Source organism: Winogradskyella sp. (genome assembly GCF_965656915.1).
In the GTDB taxonomy this organism is placed as follows: Bacteria; Bacteroidota; Bacteroidia; order Flavobacteriales; family Flavobacteriaceae; genus Winogradskyella.
Genome location: NZ_CBFHMI010000048.1, coordinates 1 through 17,412 on the forward strand (window position 1 = coordinate 1; position 17,412 = coordinate 17,412).

The following is a 17,412-nucleotide window of genomic DNA, read 5'->3' on the forward strand; positions in this document are numbered from 1 at the left end:
CAGTAAGTTAATGATTTTTATTGCAGATTCATAACCATGGTAGTAACTTTATAAACAAAGTTGTGCAACAGGCACACCGTATATAACTGATATATACTTAGTCGCTTCATCGAGAAGTTGCCAATACCAGGGATTTAGAATAAAAAACTGTAGCTAACATAGCTGTTATCTAGACACACCTTATTTATATTTTAAAATAGATGGTTAATTTTTTATCGCAATCATACTCATCTCAACATTCACAAACTTAGGCAAGTTAGCCACTTCAACAGTTTCTCTTGCTGGTGCTGTGGCTTCATCAAAATATTGTCCGTAAACGGCATTAATTTGAGTAAAGTTGTTCATGTCACTAATAAAAATAGAGGTTTTAATCACATTGTCAAACGTCATATCAGCAGCGGCTAAAACCGCTTTCATGTTTTCCATAACCTGCTTGGTTTCATTTTTAATATCATCTAAAACCAATTCCATGGTTTCAGGATCTAAGGCTATTTGTCCAGAGGTGTACAAAGTGTTACCTACTAAAACGGCTTGGTTGTAAGGACCAATCGGAGCAGGAGCTTTGGTGGTGTTGATTATTTTTTTCATAAGTATAATTTAATTGCCTAGACTTCTATCTGGTTGACGGCGTTGATCGTATTTTAAATCTTTAAGTAAGTTTGATTTTATACCAATAAAGAAATTCCAGGAACTACGATTACTAAACGGCACCCAAGTAAAATTCATTCTCCAACTCAGTAGATCGCGTTCAAAACGTAACTGTGTAAAGGTAAAACCTCTATTTAAAAAATCGTAACCAGAGGATGCACCAACACTCCATTTTGGAGACAGTTCTACGTCACCAGAAAACATTAAGGAGTGTGAGGAAATCTCGTCTTGCCGTCGTGTATTAGCATAGTTAACCGCATAGGCTAGCCTTAGATTCCATGGCATTTTATAATTATAGAACTCATTTTTTTCTTCATCATCTTCTTCATCTTTGTCTTTATTTGTAAGTCGCCGATCTGCAAAATCTTGAGTTTTACCAAAGAGGCCATCGGTTCGCCCACCAGACCTGGCGGCTTCTTGTGCTGATTTTTTATCCTCCTCAGATTCTTCACCAGAAAAACTTTTGTTAGATAAGGTATACGACAGGTTCATATTGGCTGCCGTTAGCCTGAATAAACTTCCGCCATTATTTAGATTAAAAGTATTGATGAGGTTGTTATTATTATCTAAGGCTTAAGGATTAAGCGTCATGCTAAAGTTAATGCTCATCTTTTTGTTTAAGATTTGAGTACCACCTGAAACACGCAGTGGACTCCAGTTTAAAGAGTCAGCAGCCATATCATAGGATGTCGCAAAGTTTAAGTTGTTCAATAAGATTACCTTTTCTGCCTCCGTTTCAGTAGAATCTTTAGGTCTTACTTTGGCTTCAATATTATTACCAACAGCAATACCAATACTACTTGAAAATCGGTTTCCTGGTCTTCCAAATAGCGAATTTTCGAAACGCGTGTATTCTTCAGTGGTTGTACCATTGGCATCTATAACCTCATAGGTTTCATAGTATTGATCGAAAGCTGGTGTTACGTTATAACTTATAGAAGGACGCACCACATGCCGTATAGCTTGTATCTTGGGATTATTATCTTTCTTCTTAAAGTCATACATACCATATAAGGTTGTACCAACACTAGCCCCAAAATTATAGGTTAAAAAACGATCGAAGCCATTTTGATCTAGCGAAACAACATCATCTGTAGCAACATCATAAAAACGTCTTATGGTCTTAAGTGTCCAGGTTTCCTGAAAGTTGGCATTAGCACTAACACTAAAATGGTCAAACACTTTAAAGTTGGTGGTTACAGGTATAGTATGCCGCATGCCGGCAAGGGCATCATCAAACATTTCACTTTTTCCGAATAAAGAGTCTGTGGTGTTAATTCTATATTCACCTCTGGTATTGACCTGAAAATTTACATTCTGAATAGCTCCTTTTTTTGTTCCGGATTTTGGCGCAAATGGAAACACTCTGCTCATAGACGCTTGCATGGTTGGCAAAGTTAAATTGATGGCTTCTGTATTGGTGTTTTGGCTGTGCGTAGCTGTTAAACTTAAGTTTACCTGTGGCTCGCCTTGAAATGTTTTAGAATAAGACACCGAAGACGCTAAGGTATTATTTAAGAAATTAGCTTGATTTAATTGGTTAATGGATTGTTGATAATACTGACTACTACCTAAATTTACCGAAGCTGAAAATCTGGAATTAGGATTCGCTTTGGAATCCTGACTGTGAGACCATCTTAAATTATAAATTTTACTTTGAGCAAAATCAGGGAAACCTCTTTCGCTGTTTAATAAATTTTCATATCTAAAACTTACATTTCCTCTAAACTTATAACGCCAGGCGTAATTACTTTCAAGACGTATACCATAACTTCCATTGGTGTAATAGTCTCCTAAGACGGCTAAGTCTAAATAATCGCTTATAGCAAAATAATAGCCACCATTCTGTATAAAATAACCTCTATCATTACCAGTATCTTCTCCGAACGATGGAAAAATAATACCTGAGGTCTGAGTTTTAGACATTGGAAAAAATGCAAATGGTAATGCAATTGGAGTGGGCACACCATAGATTTCCATGTAGGTTGGTCCTACAATAATCTTTTTATTGGGTACCAATTTTAACTTTGATGTGACGAACTGATATTCTGGATCATCCATATTTTCTGAGGTCGTAAACCTGGCGTTTGCCATAAAATACGTAGAGTCATTTTCTTTCTTGGTCTCTGGTGCAAATACGTTAAATCCCTGTTGCTCGGTTCTGGAGTTATATACTTTGGCTTTCTTATTCTCTGTGTTAAAGATTATAGAATCAGGTTCAATAACATTAGCTCCTTGTTTAAAAACCGGATTTTGCGAATAGCCTGTAGAATCTTTTAAACGACCAGCATAGACTAAATTTTTACTGTAATCTATGACTATAATACCAGCTTTAATCTCCATGTCTTCATAGTAGACTTCAGCTTCGTTATAAAGATATATTTTTTGCTCTATCTGATTTATAGAAACATAATCTGTAGCCTTATATGTTACAACGTCTTTAAGAAATTCGGTTTTCTTAATAGAATCTTGTTTGGTCGAATCAATTTCTTTGGTATTTAAAGGCTTGTTTAATAACGAATCTATTGAAACCGTTGTAGAGTCTTTTTTTTGCTGTGCAGGAATTGACGTTTTCTTTTTTGGTAATTCTTGTGCGAAGCTAAAAGTGTTGATAAACACTGTAAAACTCAAGGCAAAAAGTATGTGTAAGCTATTTGTACGCAATCCTTTTAAATGTATTTTTGTAAAAGTATGGCTCGGTTTTTGAAACGCCAAAAGTACAGATATTTTTTTGTGATTAATTTATTAATTCAATAAAGTTAAAAATACTGTTTTTACTATAACTAATGAGTAATATTCCGAGTCTATTAAACGTTAATTTAAATATGCAAACGACACCAAAATATATAATAGTATTATCTGTACTCACATTTATCACTTCTTTAACATCCATTAGTAATTTACAAGCCCAGGAAGATAAATTTGTTGTGGTCTTAGATGCTGGTCATGGTGGTCATGATCCAGGTCGTCCTACAAAAAACGGCTATAAAGAAAAGCATATTGCATTAAAAATTGCTTTACAAGTAGGAAAAGAACTAGAAAATAATCCTAATTTTAAAGTTATTTATACTCGAAAAACAGATGTGTTTGTTACGTTAAAAAATAGAGCTAAAATAGCGAATAAAGCTGATGCAGATCTATTTGTGTCTATTCATTGTAATGCACATCATACCCAAGCATATGGTACTGAAACGTTTGTTCTAGGTGCAAAAAACTCTGAGCGAAATATGTCTGTTGCTAAAGCAGAAAATGAAGTTATCTTTTTGGAAGAGAACTATGAAGAAAATTATGCTGGTTTTGATCCGAGTTCACCAGAGTCTACAATTGCTATCGGAATTGAACAAGAGGTGTATGTAGAACAGAGTATTATTTTAGCACGTAAAATAGAAGATAATTTTTCAGGAAAGCTTAAAAGAAAAAGTAGAGGAATAAAACAGGCTAGTCTATGGGTAATGCATAATACGTACATGCCTAGTGTGCTTATTGAAACCGGTTTTATTACCAATAAAAGAGAAGGCGCATATTTAAATTCTAAAAGTGGACAAATTAAGATAGCTTCAGCCATCAAGGATGCCATTTTAGCTTACAAAAAGGAATTAGACCAAAACATAGGCAGTAACATTTTTGGTGTTGAAGAAGAGGCTAGTAGAACTGATGTTAAAACACCGCTAGTCGCAGAAAATGTAACTTTTAAGGTACAGATTGCCGCTAGCTCGAGAGACTTAGAACCTAAATCTTATAATTTTAATGGCTTATCAGATATTAGTAAAGCCAAAATAGGAAAGCTATATAAGTATTATTTCGGTGCAACTTCAGACTATAATAAGATTCAAAAATTAGAAGAAGAAGCCAAGCAAAAAGGGTATACGTCTTGCTTTGTAGTCGCTTATAAAAATGGTGAACAAATTAGCCTTTCAGAAGCCTTAAAAGAAGGTTCAAATTAATTTCTACTCTTAATAAATTTATTCCTAATTTTGTTTTTAAACAAAGTAAAGACAATTGAAAATTTCAAGAGAAGTTAAAACAGCAATTCTAGTATTATCTGGTATTGCTCTTTTTATATATTTATTTACCTTTTTAAAAGGTGAAGATCTGTTCAGCACTACAAATACCTACTATACTGAGTTTGATTATAACGCACTCAGTACCTCGTCTTCAGTAACGATAAAAGGAAATAAGGTCGGTAAAATAGAAGATATTAAATACGATTTTGAAACTGGTAAAACACGTGTGTCTTTTAGTGTGAACCCAAAACTAAAATTTTCAAAAAACAGTATTATACGATTATACGAAACAGGTATAATGGGAGGTAATGCATTAGCTATTGTAAGAGCGAATGATAATGACATAGCGCAATCTGGTGATTTTATTCAATCAGAGGTGCAGCCAGGATTAATAACCTCATTAAAAAATAATTTTTCTGGAATAAGCTCTGATTTAGATAGTACCATTCGTTCTGCAGATACCTTAATGACCAATTTAAACAAGCTGGTGGTTGATGAATCTGATGAAGGTTTACAAAGTACAATTGCAGAATTAAATACAACATTAAAATCGTTTAAAACATTGTCGTATTCTATTCAGAACGTTATTAAACAGAACGATACTAAAATTGCCTCAGTATTAGATAATTTTGAAAAAACCAGTAAAGATCTAAGCGAATTATCCGCAGATCTAAAGAAAGTTGATTTATCTAAAACCGTAGATAATCTTAATACGACACTTGATGGTATTCAAGGTATTATGACAAGTATCGACAACAATGAAGGTACTATTGGAAAACTATTAAATGATGATAGTCTATACAACAATTTAGAAGCCGCATCAAAAGAGATGGAGTTGTTATTGCTAGACATTAAATTACATCCCGCAAGATATCGACGAATACTATCTAAAAAAGAAATTCCTTACACACCACCAACTGAAGAACAAAAGAATTAGACCGTATTAATATGGAATATATACCAAATATACTTTTTGCTGTAGCGCTGATTTTAGGTATAGGCTATTTTGTGAGAAATGTAAAAAAACTTATACGTAACATCAAACTCGGACAAGAAGTTGATGCCAGTGATCATAAGGCAGAGCGTTGGAAAAATATGGCACGTATTGCGCTTGGTCAGAGTAAAATGGTAAAACGTCCTATCGCTGGTATACTGCACGTTATCGTTTATGTTGGTTTTGTAATTATTAATATCGAAGTCCTTGAAATTATAATTGACGGGCTATTTGGTACTCATAGAATAGGACTAGAGGTACTGCCACAATCGGTTTACGGATTTTTAATTGGCTCTTTTGAAATTCTTGCTGTACTCGTCTTAATCACAGTAATCATCTTTTGGCTACGACGTAATGTGATAAAACTTAAGCGATTCTTAAGTGCCGAAATGAAAGGCTGGCCTAAGAATGATGGTAATATCATTCTTTATTTTGAAGTCGTGCTGATGTGTTTATTCTTAGTGATGAATGCGACAGACACACCTTTTCAGGAAATGGGTGCAGGAAATGTAGTATCGCAATTTATAGCACCATGGTTTGACGGCATGTCTGAAGCAACATTACATACTATAGAACGTACCGCATGGTGGTTACATATCTTAGGTATTTTAGTCTTTTTAAATTATCTCTATTTCTCTAAGCACTTACATATTTTACTGGCATTTCCGAATACATATTTTGGAAGAGTACATCCTAAAGGTCAGTTTAATAATCTTGAAGCCGTTACTAACGAGGTAAAGTTAATGATGGATCCTAATGCAGATCCTTTTGCAGCTCCCGCTGAAGGAGCAGATGATGAAATGCCTGCAAAATTTGGTGTAAGCGATGTTATGGATTTAAACCAAATCCAATTATTAAATGCTTATACCTGTACAGAGTGTGGACGATGCACCAGTGAATGTCCTGCAAATCTCACTGGAAAAAAATTATCACCACGTAAGATTATGATGGATACTAGAGATCGACTCGAAGAAGTGGGTAAAAATATAGATGCAAATGGCGGAGAGTTTAAAGATGATGGTAAACAATTGCTTGGTGATTATATAACAAATGAAGAATTATGGGCGTGTACGACATGTAATGCTTGTGTTGAGGCATGTCCTGTAAGTATAGATCCATTATCAATTATAGTAGAAATGCGTCGTTATTTAGTGATGGAGCAAAGTGCAGCACCAATGGAATTAAATAACATGATGACCAATATAGAAAACAATGGTGCACCTTGGCCATACAACCAAATGGACCGTTTAAATTGGGCAAAAGAATAAGATTATGAGCGAAGAAGTAAAAGTGCCAACTATGGCAGAATATATAGCAGATGGGAAACAACCAGAAATTTTATTTTGGGTGGGTTCTGCAGGTAGTTATGATGATAGAGCAAAAAAGATTACTAAGGCTTTTGTTAAGATATTAAATAGAGCAAATGTAGATTTTGCTGTATTAGGAACAGAGGAGAGCAATACTGGTGATGTAGCTAAACGTGCTGGTAATGAATTCTTGTTTCAGATGCAAGCTATGATGAATATTGAAGTACTTAACGCTTATGAAATTAAACGTATCGTCACCTGCGATCCGCATTCTTTTAACTGTATAAAAAACGAATATCCTAGTTTAGGTGGTAACTATGACGTTATTCACCATACACAATATATTAATGAATTAGTTGAAACAGGCCGATTAACCATAGAAGGAAGTACTTATAAAGGTAAACGTATCACTTTCCACGATCCTTGTTATTTGGGACGCGCAAATAGCGTTTATGATGCGCCAAGAGAAGCCTTAAAAAAAACTAATGCTACCTTAGTAGAAATGAAGCGTCATAAAAGTACTGCGTTATGCTGTGGAGCAGGTGGAGCTCAAATGTTTAAAGAACCTGAAAAAGGTGATATGGATATAAACATTCTTAGAACTCAGGATGCACTAGAAACTCAACCGAACATTATAGCTACAGGATGTCCTTATTGCAACACCATGATGACTGACGGTATTAAGGCTAAAGAAAAAGAAGATAGCGTTACTGTTTTAGATGTCGCAGAATTAATTGCTAACTCTTAGAATCTAATGAAGCATGGCTCTCTTTGAAAATAATCAAATTGCAATAGATAGTTTACCTAAGGCAGAAGAGCAAACGCTTAATCCTATATCTCCAAAGTACTTCATCATTGTTTTATTTATTACACTTATAGCATATTTCATTTTATTTGGTGCTGTACTATTGTTAAAGATATTTGCCGAAGATGAAGGCATTGACGAAGCTATAACCTATATTGGTTTTACTTTACTTGTATTATGTATTATAACCATTGTTATAAGTTATTTAGGTTTTAAAAAGCGTAAATATGCTATTCGACAACAAGATATGACCTATAGTCATGGCTATTTAGTGAATAAAACCTTGACTTTGCCATACAATAGAATTCAGCACATAGAAATCGCAAGATCATTTATTGCAAGAAAGTTGGGTTTATCTACACTTAAAATCTATTCTGCGGGACAATCTGGTGGTGATCTATCCATAAAAGGTTTACCAAAAGATATTGCTGAAAAACAATACGCCTTTTTAACGGAGATTATTAATGAGCGATTATAACTTCGAAGACCCATCCAGACAATCCGCAAAAGGTATTATTGTAATTTTTGGTGTTACTACTTATAAGGTCATAAGAGGTCTGTTTATCGCGTTTGTTGCGCTTTTTCTTAAATATGTGCGAAGCGATAAAGCTCCTGATCTGTCTAATCCTATTTTAATATTAAGTGTCATAGGGTTAATTGCTTTGTTTCTGACCATTGCAATTCTAAAGTATTTAAATTTCAAATTTTTTGTAAAAGACAATTATTTCTTTCTTCGGAAAGGTATTTTTAATAAAGAAGAAATTTCTGTGTCGAAAGAAAAAATACAGAACGTATATATAAAACAGAATGTAATCCAGCAACTCATCAATGTGGTCACAGTATCTATAGAATCTGCAGGTGATGATAAAACTGAGATAGAAATAATGGCACTTTCCAGAGATAAAGCTCAAGCCTTAAAAGAGAATTTACTATCTGGGTTTAAGTCTAGAAACTTTGATGAATCTGCTGACTCAGTGTTAACGGTGTACTATAGAGCGTCACTTAAAAAATTATTATTAGAAGGTATAAGTGAAAATCATTTTAAGAGTTTTGTGTTAATCCTAGCTTTTATCATCAGTATTTATAATGATGTCAAGGAATTTGTAAATCAGCTTAATCTAACTTCAAAATTTGGTAAATGGTTGCAATTAGACAGTGAATCTGTAGTTGGTTTACTATTACTAAATGTTACAATAGTTTTAGTATTACTCATTTTGTCCTTCATATTATCCTTCGTAAGAATGCTAATCCAGAATTTTAATCTTACTGTAATTAGAAAACCAAATGGATTAGAAATCTCAAAAGGCTTGTTAAATAAAATCAACTTAAGTCTTTCAGATAGCAGAATTCAAAATACCACCGCATCAACAAATAGAGTTAAACGCGCTTTAGGTTTATACAAATTGTCTTTTACCCAGGCCATGTCTAATAAGAAACAGCAGTTAAAGTTAAATGTGGTAGGTCTCAATAAGTTACAGATCAATGAATTAGTTGAACAGTTTTATCCGAACATTGAAAATCAAATAATAAAGAATAAGCCCAACAAATATTTAAAGCATCGAATGCTGTGGATTGGCTTATTCGTAATAATAATAATTAATATTGGTCTTTACTTTTCACCCACGAAGTTATTACTAATCAATATTCCTCTGATTGCATATGTTATTGTTAATGCAGTAATCACTTATAATAAGGCGTATTATCATATTGATGACGAGTATATAGTTATCGGCTACGGAATGCTTATCGAAACACATACGAGTTACTTAGAGATTAAAAAGACCCAAGGTGTGACACTAAAACAAACAATTTTTCAAAAACGTAAAGGAGTAGCTTCGGTTATAATTTACTCTGCATCGAAACCGATAACCATTCCTCATGTAGAATTGGATACAGCAAATGCCATTAAGAATTATTTACTTTATAAAGTAGAATACGAGAATGAAGATTGGATGTAAATCTTTATTTTTGCACTAGAATAAAGACGTAAATATGCTAGTAGATTTTGATACATTACCAGAAGAATCTCGGGTTTGGATATACCAGGCTAACCGTTCTTTTGCGGAAGATGAGATTACTCAATTAAATAAGCAATTAGCTGAATTCATAAACGTATGGACTGCTCATGGTAAAGATTTGCAGGCAGGCTATAAAATAGTATATAAGCGTTTTATAGTAATTGCTTTAAATCAAAACTTAAATAGTGCAACTGGTTGTTCTATTGATGCTTCAGTTCATTTTATACAAGAATTAGAGAAACAATATAATGTGGACTTAATGGACAAAATGAATGTGTCTTACAAGCAAGGAGAATTTATCGCGTATAAGCCATTAATTGACTTTAAAAAAATGGCAAAAAATAAGTCTGTGTCTAAGAATACGATTGTATTTAATAACTTGGTGACTAACATTGCGGAATTCAAGGATAATTGGGAAGTCCCTGCAAGTGATAGTTGGCATAGTAGATTTATAAAATAATAAACAATATATCACTACTTAAAGATTTCATAGATTAAAACCTTAATTTTTAAATTATTCGCATCTCAAATTATTTTTATTTCTCAATAAGAATAGTCATTTTTACAGCTCATTACTAATAATCTTAATAGTTGTGGCTACAGATATCTTCTTATTGAATATTTCAGGACAAGATAAACCAGGTTTAACTTCTGGCTTAACTGGAGTATTAGCGCAGTATGGTGCTAAAGTATTGGACATAGGACAAGCAAATATTCATGATACGCTGTCTTTAGGTATTTTATTTGAAATTAATTCAGGTAAAAAATCTGCTGCTGTTTTAAAAGACTTATTGTTTAAGTCTTATGAATTAGGTATTACGGCCAAATTTTCGCCAATTACTTCTGAGGGATATGAGGATTGGGTAAATCTTCAAGGTAAGGATCGTTATATCATTACTATTTTAGGAGAAAAGCTCGCAGCAGAACAGATATCTGAAGTCACTAAAATAGTTTCAGAAAAAAATCTCAATATAGATTCTATAAAACGTCTTACAGGTCGTCTTTCACTTAAAAAAGAAGAAGAATATCCAAGAGCGTCAATTCAACTTTCGATTAGAGGGAAAATTGACGATAAAGCTGAATTCACAGAGAAATTTATGGATATCTCTAGGGAATTAGATGTAGATATTGCTTTTCAGGAGGATAATATTTTTAGACGTAACAGACGTTTGGTGTGTTTTGATATGGATTCTACACTCATACAAACAGAAGTTATTGATGAATTAGCAGAATTGGCAGGTGTGGGTGATGAAGTTAAAGCTATAACCGAATCTGCAATGCAAGGTGATATTGATTTTAATGAAAGTTTCAAACGACGAATGAAACTCTTAAAAGGCCTAAACGAAGATGTTTTGCAGGAAGTTGCAGAAAAATTACCCATTACAAAAGGAGCAAGACGATTAGTTGATACGCTGCATAGTTACGGATTTAAAACAGCAATTTTATCTGGAGGTTTCACTTACTTTGGTCATTATTTAAAAGAGAAGTTAGATATTGATTATGTATATGCTAATGAACTCGAAATTAAAAATAGTGTATTAACAGGAGGTTATGTTGGTGATATAGTTGATGGTAATAAAAAAGCTGAATATTTACAATTATTGGCAGATAATATGGGCATTGATATTAGCCAAACCATAGCAGTAGGTGATGGTGCTAACGATTTACCGATGCTTAATTTAGCGGGTTTAGGCATTGCTTTTCATGCTAAACCAAAAGTAAAAGATAATGCGCAAAGTTCTATCTCTAGTATTGGACTAGACGGTGTGTTGTACTTATTAGGTTATCATGACAGACATATTGACCTTATTGAATAGTTTAGAAAATGATATTTATCATATAATAAGTTTCAGATTCTCACGTTCTTTACTTATTACAGACTAAATTCTATGATAAAGTTAAAAACACTTACTTTTCTGCTATTACTAACATCCCTACAAATTTTTTCACAAGAGTGGATTACGGATATTGAAGAGGCTAAAACTCTTTCATCCTCAGAAAATAAAGTAATAGTCTTAGTCTTTCAAGGTTCAGATTGGTGTGCTCCATGCATGAAATTAGATAAAGAAATATGGAGTACTAAAGAATTCCAAGATTTAGCTAGTGATTCGTTTATTATGTTACAAGCTGATTTTCCGAGACGGAAACAAAACAAACTTTCAGAGGAACAACAAGAACACAATAATAAACTTGCCGATCAATATAACACCTATGGATATTTTCCTTATGTCGTAGTCTTAGATGCAAAAGGAAACCAGCTAGGGGCTATGGGTTATGAGAAATCAACACCGGAGAAGTATTACAACAAACTAAAGGCAATTGCGAATTAAAATAACAATCATATTATTTCTATGCTGTTCTATTAGTTATGGACAGCAGGTCTACAGCAAAACGGTAAAATTAATGGGAAGTCGTTTTGATATTTCCGTTGTGGCCAAAGATTCTATTGAAGGATCAAAACATATTGCAACCGCAATTAATGAAATAAAAAGAATTGAACGGTTAATTTCTTCATGGGACACCAATTCTCAAACTTCAAAAATTAATCTATCTGCAGGAATTGAACCTGTTAAAGTTGATTTAGAATTATACCAGTTAATAGAACGTGCGTTAAAGATATCTAAACTAACCGATGGAGCTTTTGATATTAGCTATGCATCAATGGATAAAATCTGGAAGTTTGATGGCTCATTGACTGAAATGCCTTCAGAAGAAGCTATTAAACAATCTGTATCTAAAGTAGGTTATGAGAATATAGTATTAGATAAGGTTAAACAAACCATTTATCTTAAAGAAAAAGGAATGAAGATTGGTTTTGGATCTATAGGTAAAGGTTATGCTGCAGATAAAGCCAAAGCTTTACTCATAAAAAATGATGTAAAAGCAGGAATCATAAATGCCTCAGGAGATTTAAATACATGGGGAACACAACCTAATGGTGAAGATTGGTTAGTGGCTATTGTTAATCCTTTAAACAAAAATAAGGTCTTTTCCTGGATGCCTGTAAATAATAGTGCAGTCGTTACTTCAGGAAATTATGAAAAATATTTAGAGTTTGATGGTATACTGTACACACATATTATTGATCCAAGAACGGGTTATCCTGCAACAGGAATATTAAGTGTAACAATTTTTACAGTAACAGCAGAATTAGCAGATGCGCTTGCTACATCTGTTTTTGTTATGGGAGTGGAAATTGGATTAGATTTTATAAATCAGCTTAAAGGAGTAGAATGTGTTATCGTAAACAAGGACAATAAGATTTTAACTTCTAACAATATTGAATTAGACACAAAGAATTAGGCATGAAGAAATTAGCATTAATACTAGTTATAGACATTTTATTTACCTCTTGTAAGGTGGTAAAAGAATACGAAAAGGTTAATTTGAATGATCCAGACATGACTTTGGCCCAAAAGAAATTAAAACGTTTTTCAACAAGCTATCAGGTTTACAGAGAAGGTGCCTCAGGTGCCAATGGTGGGAAATCTGGCGGTGGATGTGGATGTAATTAATCAATTTAAAGTTTAAGTGAAAAAAAACATCATTTACATATTACTTTTCACTGCTTTGGGTATATCAGCTCAACAAGATTCAACCAAAGTTTATAAGAAGAAAGTTTTAGAATCCACTGAAATAGATTTCTTAAGCACCTATTATGCACAAGACGGTAATAATGCTTCTGTAACAGGTGGAATAGGTACTGAAGAACTAACAGACTTAACAGGTACTATTGTAGTCAGTATGCCAATGAATGCAGATGATGTGCTTACTGTAGATGTTGGTTTTTCAGCCTATACATCGGCTTCTTCTAGTAATGGTAATCCATTTGACCGCACTGGTGCTTCAGGAGATGACGACGATGACGATGATGATGATGATGATAGAGCATTAGCTGAAGGACAAATAGGAAGTCCATGGGTAGCTTCTTCTGGTGCATCTCGCTCAGATGTATGGTCTAGTATCAATGTAGATTATGCCCATAGTTCTGATGACCGAAATACTATTTGGAATGCTAATGCGTCATTTGCCAACGAATACGATTATATGTCTATTGGATTTGGTGGTGGATTAACCAAGTTATTTAATGATAAAAACACAACATTGGGAGTTAGTGGAAAGGTGTTTTTAGATACTTGGCGACCTATTTACCCTACAGAATTAAAATCATATAGAGACACTGATGGTAATTTAGATGAAGGTTTTTTTGATGGAGTTACCATTTTAGACCAGTCTGGAAATGCATCAACTGCATGGAGTCCGTTTAATAATTTTCCAATTATAAAAGACAAGGCAAGAAATTCATATTCAATATCTTTAAGCTTATCGCAAATACTTAGTAAAAATGCTCAGTTTTCAATTTTTGTTGATATTGTTAAGCAACAAGGTTGGTTGGCTAATCCGCTACAGCGTGTGTATTTTGGTGATATAGATAATTATTTTATTGGCAATGCTGAAAGTATTCCAAATTATACCTCACGACAAAATAGAGATGTCTTTCAGTTAGCTGATGATATTGAACGACTACCTTCAAACAGGTTAAAGATTCCGGTTGGAATGCGTTTTAACTATTATCTTAATGAAGGTGTTGTATTACGAACCTATTACAGATACTACTATGATGATTGGGGAATTCAATCGCATACGTTTAACTTGGAAGTACCAATAAAGATCTCTCAGAAATTCACGCTATATCCTTCATATAGATTTTATAATCAAACGGCTGCAGACTATTTCGCGCCTTTTGATGAGCATTTATCGACAGACAACTATTATACTTCAGATTACGATTTATCCAAGTTCAATGCCAATCAATTTGGTTTTGGTATTAGTTATACTGATATTTTTGCAACAACTCATCTCTGGAAATTTGGATTAAAGAGCATAGACCTTCAGTATAACAACTATAGTCGTAATACAGGTTTAGATGCAAATTATATTGGTATCGGTATTAAATTTATACAAGATTAATATTGTAAAAAACTTGTTTATAAATCTATCTTAAAGTCTTTCAACTTACTATTAATTATGCTATTTTGGCATAGTATTCGTTAATAACCTATAAACGATAAAAGATAATCCATGCGCTATTTTGCCCTTATCCTAATTTGTTTTTTTGTTCATATAAGTTTCGCACAAGAAAGTGGCAATAATCCTTTACAGTCCAAGAATCCTATCGCACAGAAACAATGGGTAGATAGTTTGTACAATGCTATGACTCTTGAAGAAAAAATAGGTCAGCTCTACATGGTACAGGTGATGTCTAATAATAGTGAAAAAGTTAATAATGAGGTTGTTCAATTAATAAAAAAGCAAAAGATTGGTGGAGTTATTTTTTCAAATGGTGGACCATACAGGCAAGCCAAATTAAATAATCTTTTACAGGCAGCATCAGATATTCCTTTACTTGTAGGAATGGATGCAGAATGGGGCTTGAGCATGCGATTAGATTCTACATATGCCTTTCCATGGAATATGACGCTTGGAGCAATTTCAGATAATAAGCTGATAGAACAAACCGGAAGACAAATTGGTGAACATTGTAAACGTTTAGGAGTACATTTTAATTTTGCGCCAGTTGTAGATATAAATACTAATCCGAAAAATCCTATTATAGGAAATCGCTCTTATGGAGAAGACCGAGATAATGTAACTGAGAAAGGATTAGCATTTATGAAAGGCATGCAAAGTGCTGGTACTTTAGCTAATGCCAAACATTTTCCTGGTCATGGTGATACAGAAGACGATTCACACTTAAAGCTACCTACTATTCAATTTAGTGAAGAACGAATTGATTCTGTAGAACTCTATCCTTATAAGAAACTTATTAATGAAGGTCTGTCTAGTGTTATGGTGGCGCATTTAAATGTGCCCAGTTTAGAAACTAAATCAGGATTACCATCGTCTTTATCTAAACATATTGTAACTGATATTTTAAAAAATGAATTAGGTTTTAATGGCTTAATTTTTACAGATGCCTTAACTATGAAAGGCGCTGCAGACTTTAATGAAACAGGAGCTATAGATTTAGCAGCTTTTATGGCTGGTAATGATGTATTGCTAATGTCTGAAGATGTTGCTAAAGGGGCGAAAAAGTTAATAGAAGCTTACAACAAAGGTGATATATCGGAAGAGCGTTTAGCGCATTCTGTAAAAAAGATATTAATGGCTAAATATAAGGTTGGACTTAATGATTATTCTCCAGTAGGACTTTATAATTTAACGAAAGATCTTAATAGATTAAATGACGATGTACTTTATGAAAATCTCATGGAAAGTGCTATAACCGTTGTAAAAAATGAAAAGTCTTTATTACCACTCAGAGATTTAGAAACTAAAAAAATTGCCTACGTAACTTTAGGTGATGATAATGGTTCTGTATTTTTAAAAGAACTTAAAAAATACGCTAAAATACACGAGATAAAAGCGGAAAAGCTGGATGCTATTATTGGTAGACTTCAAAATTATAACACACTTATAGTTGGATTTCATAAGTCTAATGATAATCCATGGAAAGGTTATAAGTTCTCTCAAAAGGAAATGGCATGGCTCTATGAAATGGCCAGAACACACACATTAATTTTAGATGTTTTTGCAAGACCCTATGCACTTAATGATTTACTGTCAGTTGAGAATATTGAAGGCATTGTGATGAGTTATCAGAACAGTGAAATTGCTCAACAGAAGTCTGCACAGCTTATTTTTGGCGCAATTCCTGCTAAGGGAAAGCTACCTGTTAGTACTGGCGATTTCTTTCCTTTGGGTACTGGTGAAACCTATAGTGCTTTAAAAAGCTTAAGCTATGGCCTGCCTGAACGCGTAGGTATGGATTCTAAATTATTAAGTAGAATTGATTCTGTAGCTAATTATGCCATTGATAAACAGATGACGCCAGGCATACAACTTCTTGTAGCTAGAAAAGGTAAAGTGATTTATAATAAAAATTTTGGTTACCATACATATGCTAAGAAAAACAAAGTAGATTTTGATGATATATATGATGTAGCATCTTTAACTAAAATTTTGGCGACGCTTCCTGTTCTTATGGAATTAGAAGGGCAAGGCTCTGTATCCTTAGATGCTAAATTAAAGACCTTAATGCCAGAATTTAAAGGAAGTAATAAGGAGAATATTACCATTAAGAAAATGCTTTCGCATTATGCGCAGTTAAAACCTTGGGTGTCATTTTATTATGCCACATTAGATTCAATCACAAAAAAACCAGGTGTAAAATACTACAGAAGAAAGCGCAGCAGAGAATTCAATGTAGAAGTTACCAACACACTCTTTATGCGCAATGATTACCAAGATTCCATTCAAAAGATAATTAGGGATAGTGATTTATTGTCTCGACTGCGTTACCGTTACAGTGATTTGCCGTATTATATCTTAAAAAATTATTTAGAGGATTTCTATGACAAACCATTGAGTGAAATTACAGAAGATCGGTTTTATAAATCCTTAGGCGCTAATCATACCACTTATAATCCACGTAAAAAGTTCAGTTTAAAAGATATCGTACCCACAGAAGAGGATAATTATTATCGTTATAAAAAAATCCATGGATATGTACACGATATGGGTGCGGCTATGCAAGGTGGAGTAGGTGGACACGCTGGCATATTCAGTAATGCCA

General features: G+C 33.5%; 14 protein-coding genes and 1 pseudogene. 13 read left to right on the plus strand and 2 right to left on the minus strand.

The genetic code is table 11. The features are described 5' to 3' along the window. Window positions 1-204: 204 nt before the first annotated feature. Together ACTG3Y_RS10720 and ACTG3Y_RS10725 are read right to left on the minus strand one after the other, a co-directional pair. Window positions 205-588, minus strand: a complete 384-nt coding sequence (locus tag ACTG3Y_RS10720) for a RidA family protein (RefSeq protein WP_439152922.1) — start codon at window positions 586-588, stop codon at window positions 205-207. Window positions 589-597: 9 nt separating this feature from the next. Next, a pseudogene (locus ACTG3Y_RS10725) lies at window positions 598-3,363 on the minus strand (putative LPS assembly protein LptD). A 71-nt stretch (window positions 3,364-3,434) separates the two neighbouring features. Between ACTG3Y_RS10725 and ACTG3Y_RS10730 the strand changes: the two are divergent. The 13 genes from ACTG3Y_RS10730 to ACTG3Y_RS10790 all read left to right on the plus strand — a co-directional run. Beyond that, window positions 3,435-4,592, plus strand: a complete 1,158-nt coding sequence (locus tag ACTG3Y_RS10730) for an N-acetylmuramoyl-L-alanine amidase family protein (RefSeq protein ID WP_439152923.1) — start codon at window positions 3,435-3,437, stop codon at window positions 4,590-4,592. 55 nt (window positions 4,593-4,647) lie between these two features. Continuing rightward, on the plus strand, window positions 4,648-5,589 hold the full coding sequence (locus ACTG3Y_RS10735) for an MlaD family protein (protein ID WP_439152924.1): 942 nt from the start codon (window positions 4,648-4,650) through the stop codon (window positions 5,587-5,589). Window positions 5,590-5,600: 11 nt separating this feature from the next. Continuing rightward, window positions 5,601-6,914 (plus strand): 4Fe-4S dicluster domain-containing protein, encoded by a 1,314-nt coding sequence (locus tag ACTG3Y_RS10740; RefSeq protein ID WP_439152925.1) that lies wholly within the window; start codon window positions 5,601-5,603, stop codon window positions 6,912-6,914. Between the two features lie 4 nt (window positions 6,915-6,918). Further along, a complete protein-coding gene (locus ACTG3Y_RS10745; protein WP_439152926.1) occupies window positions 6,919-7,701 on the plus strand; it encodes a (Fe-S)-binding protein in 783 nt (260 codons plus the stop codon). Window positions 7,702-7,714: 13 nt separating this feature from the next. Beyond that, window positions 7,715-8,236 (plus strand): PH domain-containing protein, encoded by a 522-nt coding sequence (locus ACTG3Y_RS10750; protein ID WP_439152927.1) that lies wholly within the window; start codon window positions 7,715-7,717, stop codon window positions 8,234-8,236. Continuing rightward, entirely contained in the window at window positions 8,223-9,716 is a 1,494-nt protein-coding gene (locus ACTG3Y_RS10755; RefSeq protein ID WP_439152928.1) for a PH domain-containing protein, read from the plus strand. The genes ACTG3Y_RS10750 and ACTG3Y_RS10755 overlap by 14 nt, the downstream gene beginning before the upstream one ends. Window positions 9,717-9,750: 34 nt before the next feature. Beyond that, window positions 9,751-10,236, plus strand: a complete 486-nt coding sequence (locus ACTG3Y_RS10760) for an ABC transporter ATPase (protein WP_439152929.1) — start codon at window positions 9,751-9,753, stop codon at window positions 10,234-10,236. Window positions 10,237-10,369: 133 nt separating this feature from the next. After that, window positions 10,370-11,593 (plus strand): phosphoserine phosphatase SerB, encoded by a 1,224-nt coding sequence (gene serB, locus ACTG3Y_RS10765; RefSeq protein ID WP_439152930.1) that lies wholly within the window; start codon window positions 10,370-10,372, stop codon window positions 11,591-11,593. Window positions 11,594-11,665: 72 nt separating this feature from the next. Further along, entirely contained in the window at window positions 11,666-12,106 is a 441-nt protein-coding gene (locus ACTG3Y_RS10770; protein WP_439152931.1) for a thioredoxin family protein, read from the plus strand. After that, on the plus strand, window positions 12,096-13,079 hold the full coding sequence (locus ACTG3Y_RS10775; RefSeq protein ID WP_439152932.1) for an FAD:protein FMN transferase: 984 nt from the start codon (window positions 12,096-12,098) through the stop codon (window positions 13,077-13,079). Before ACTG3Y_RS10770 ends, ACTG3Y_RS10775 begins: the two co-directional genes overlap by 11 nt. A 2-nt stretch (window positions 13,080-13,081) precedes the next feature. Next, window positions 13,082-13,291, plus strand: coding sequence for a DUF4266 domain-containing protein (locus tag ACTG3Y_RS10780; RefSeq protein WP_439152933.1), 210 nt, complete (start codon window positions 13,082-13,084; stop codon window positions 13,289-13,291). A 16-nt stretch (window positions 13,292-13,307) separates the two neighbouring features. After that, window positions 13,308-14,747, plus strand: a complete 1,440-nt coding sequence (locus tag ACTG3Y_RS10785; protein WP_439152934.1) for a DUF3570 domain-containing protein — start codon at window positions 13,308-13,310, stop codon at window positions 14,745-14,747. Window positions 14,748-14,858: 111 nt separating this feature from the next. Continuing rightward, window positions 14,859-17,412: glycoside hydrolase family 3 N-terminal domain-containing protein (locus ACTG3Y_RS10790; protein ID WP_439152935.1), on the plus strand; the 2,554-nt coding region annotated here is incomplete at its 3' end.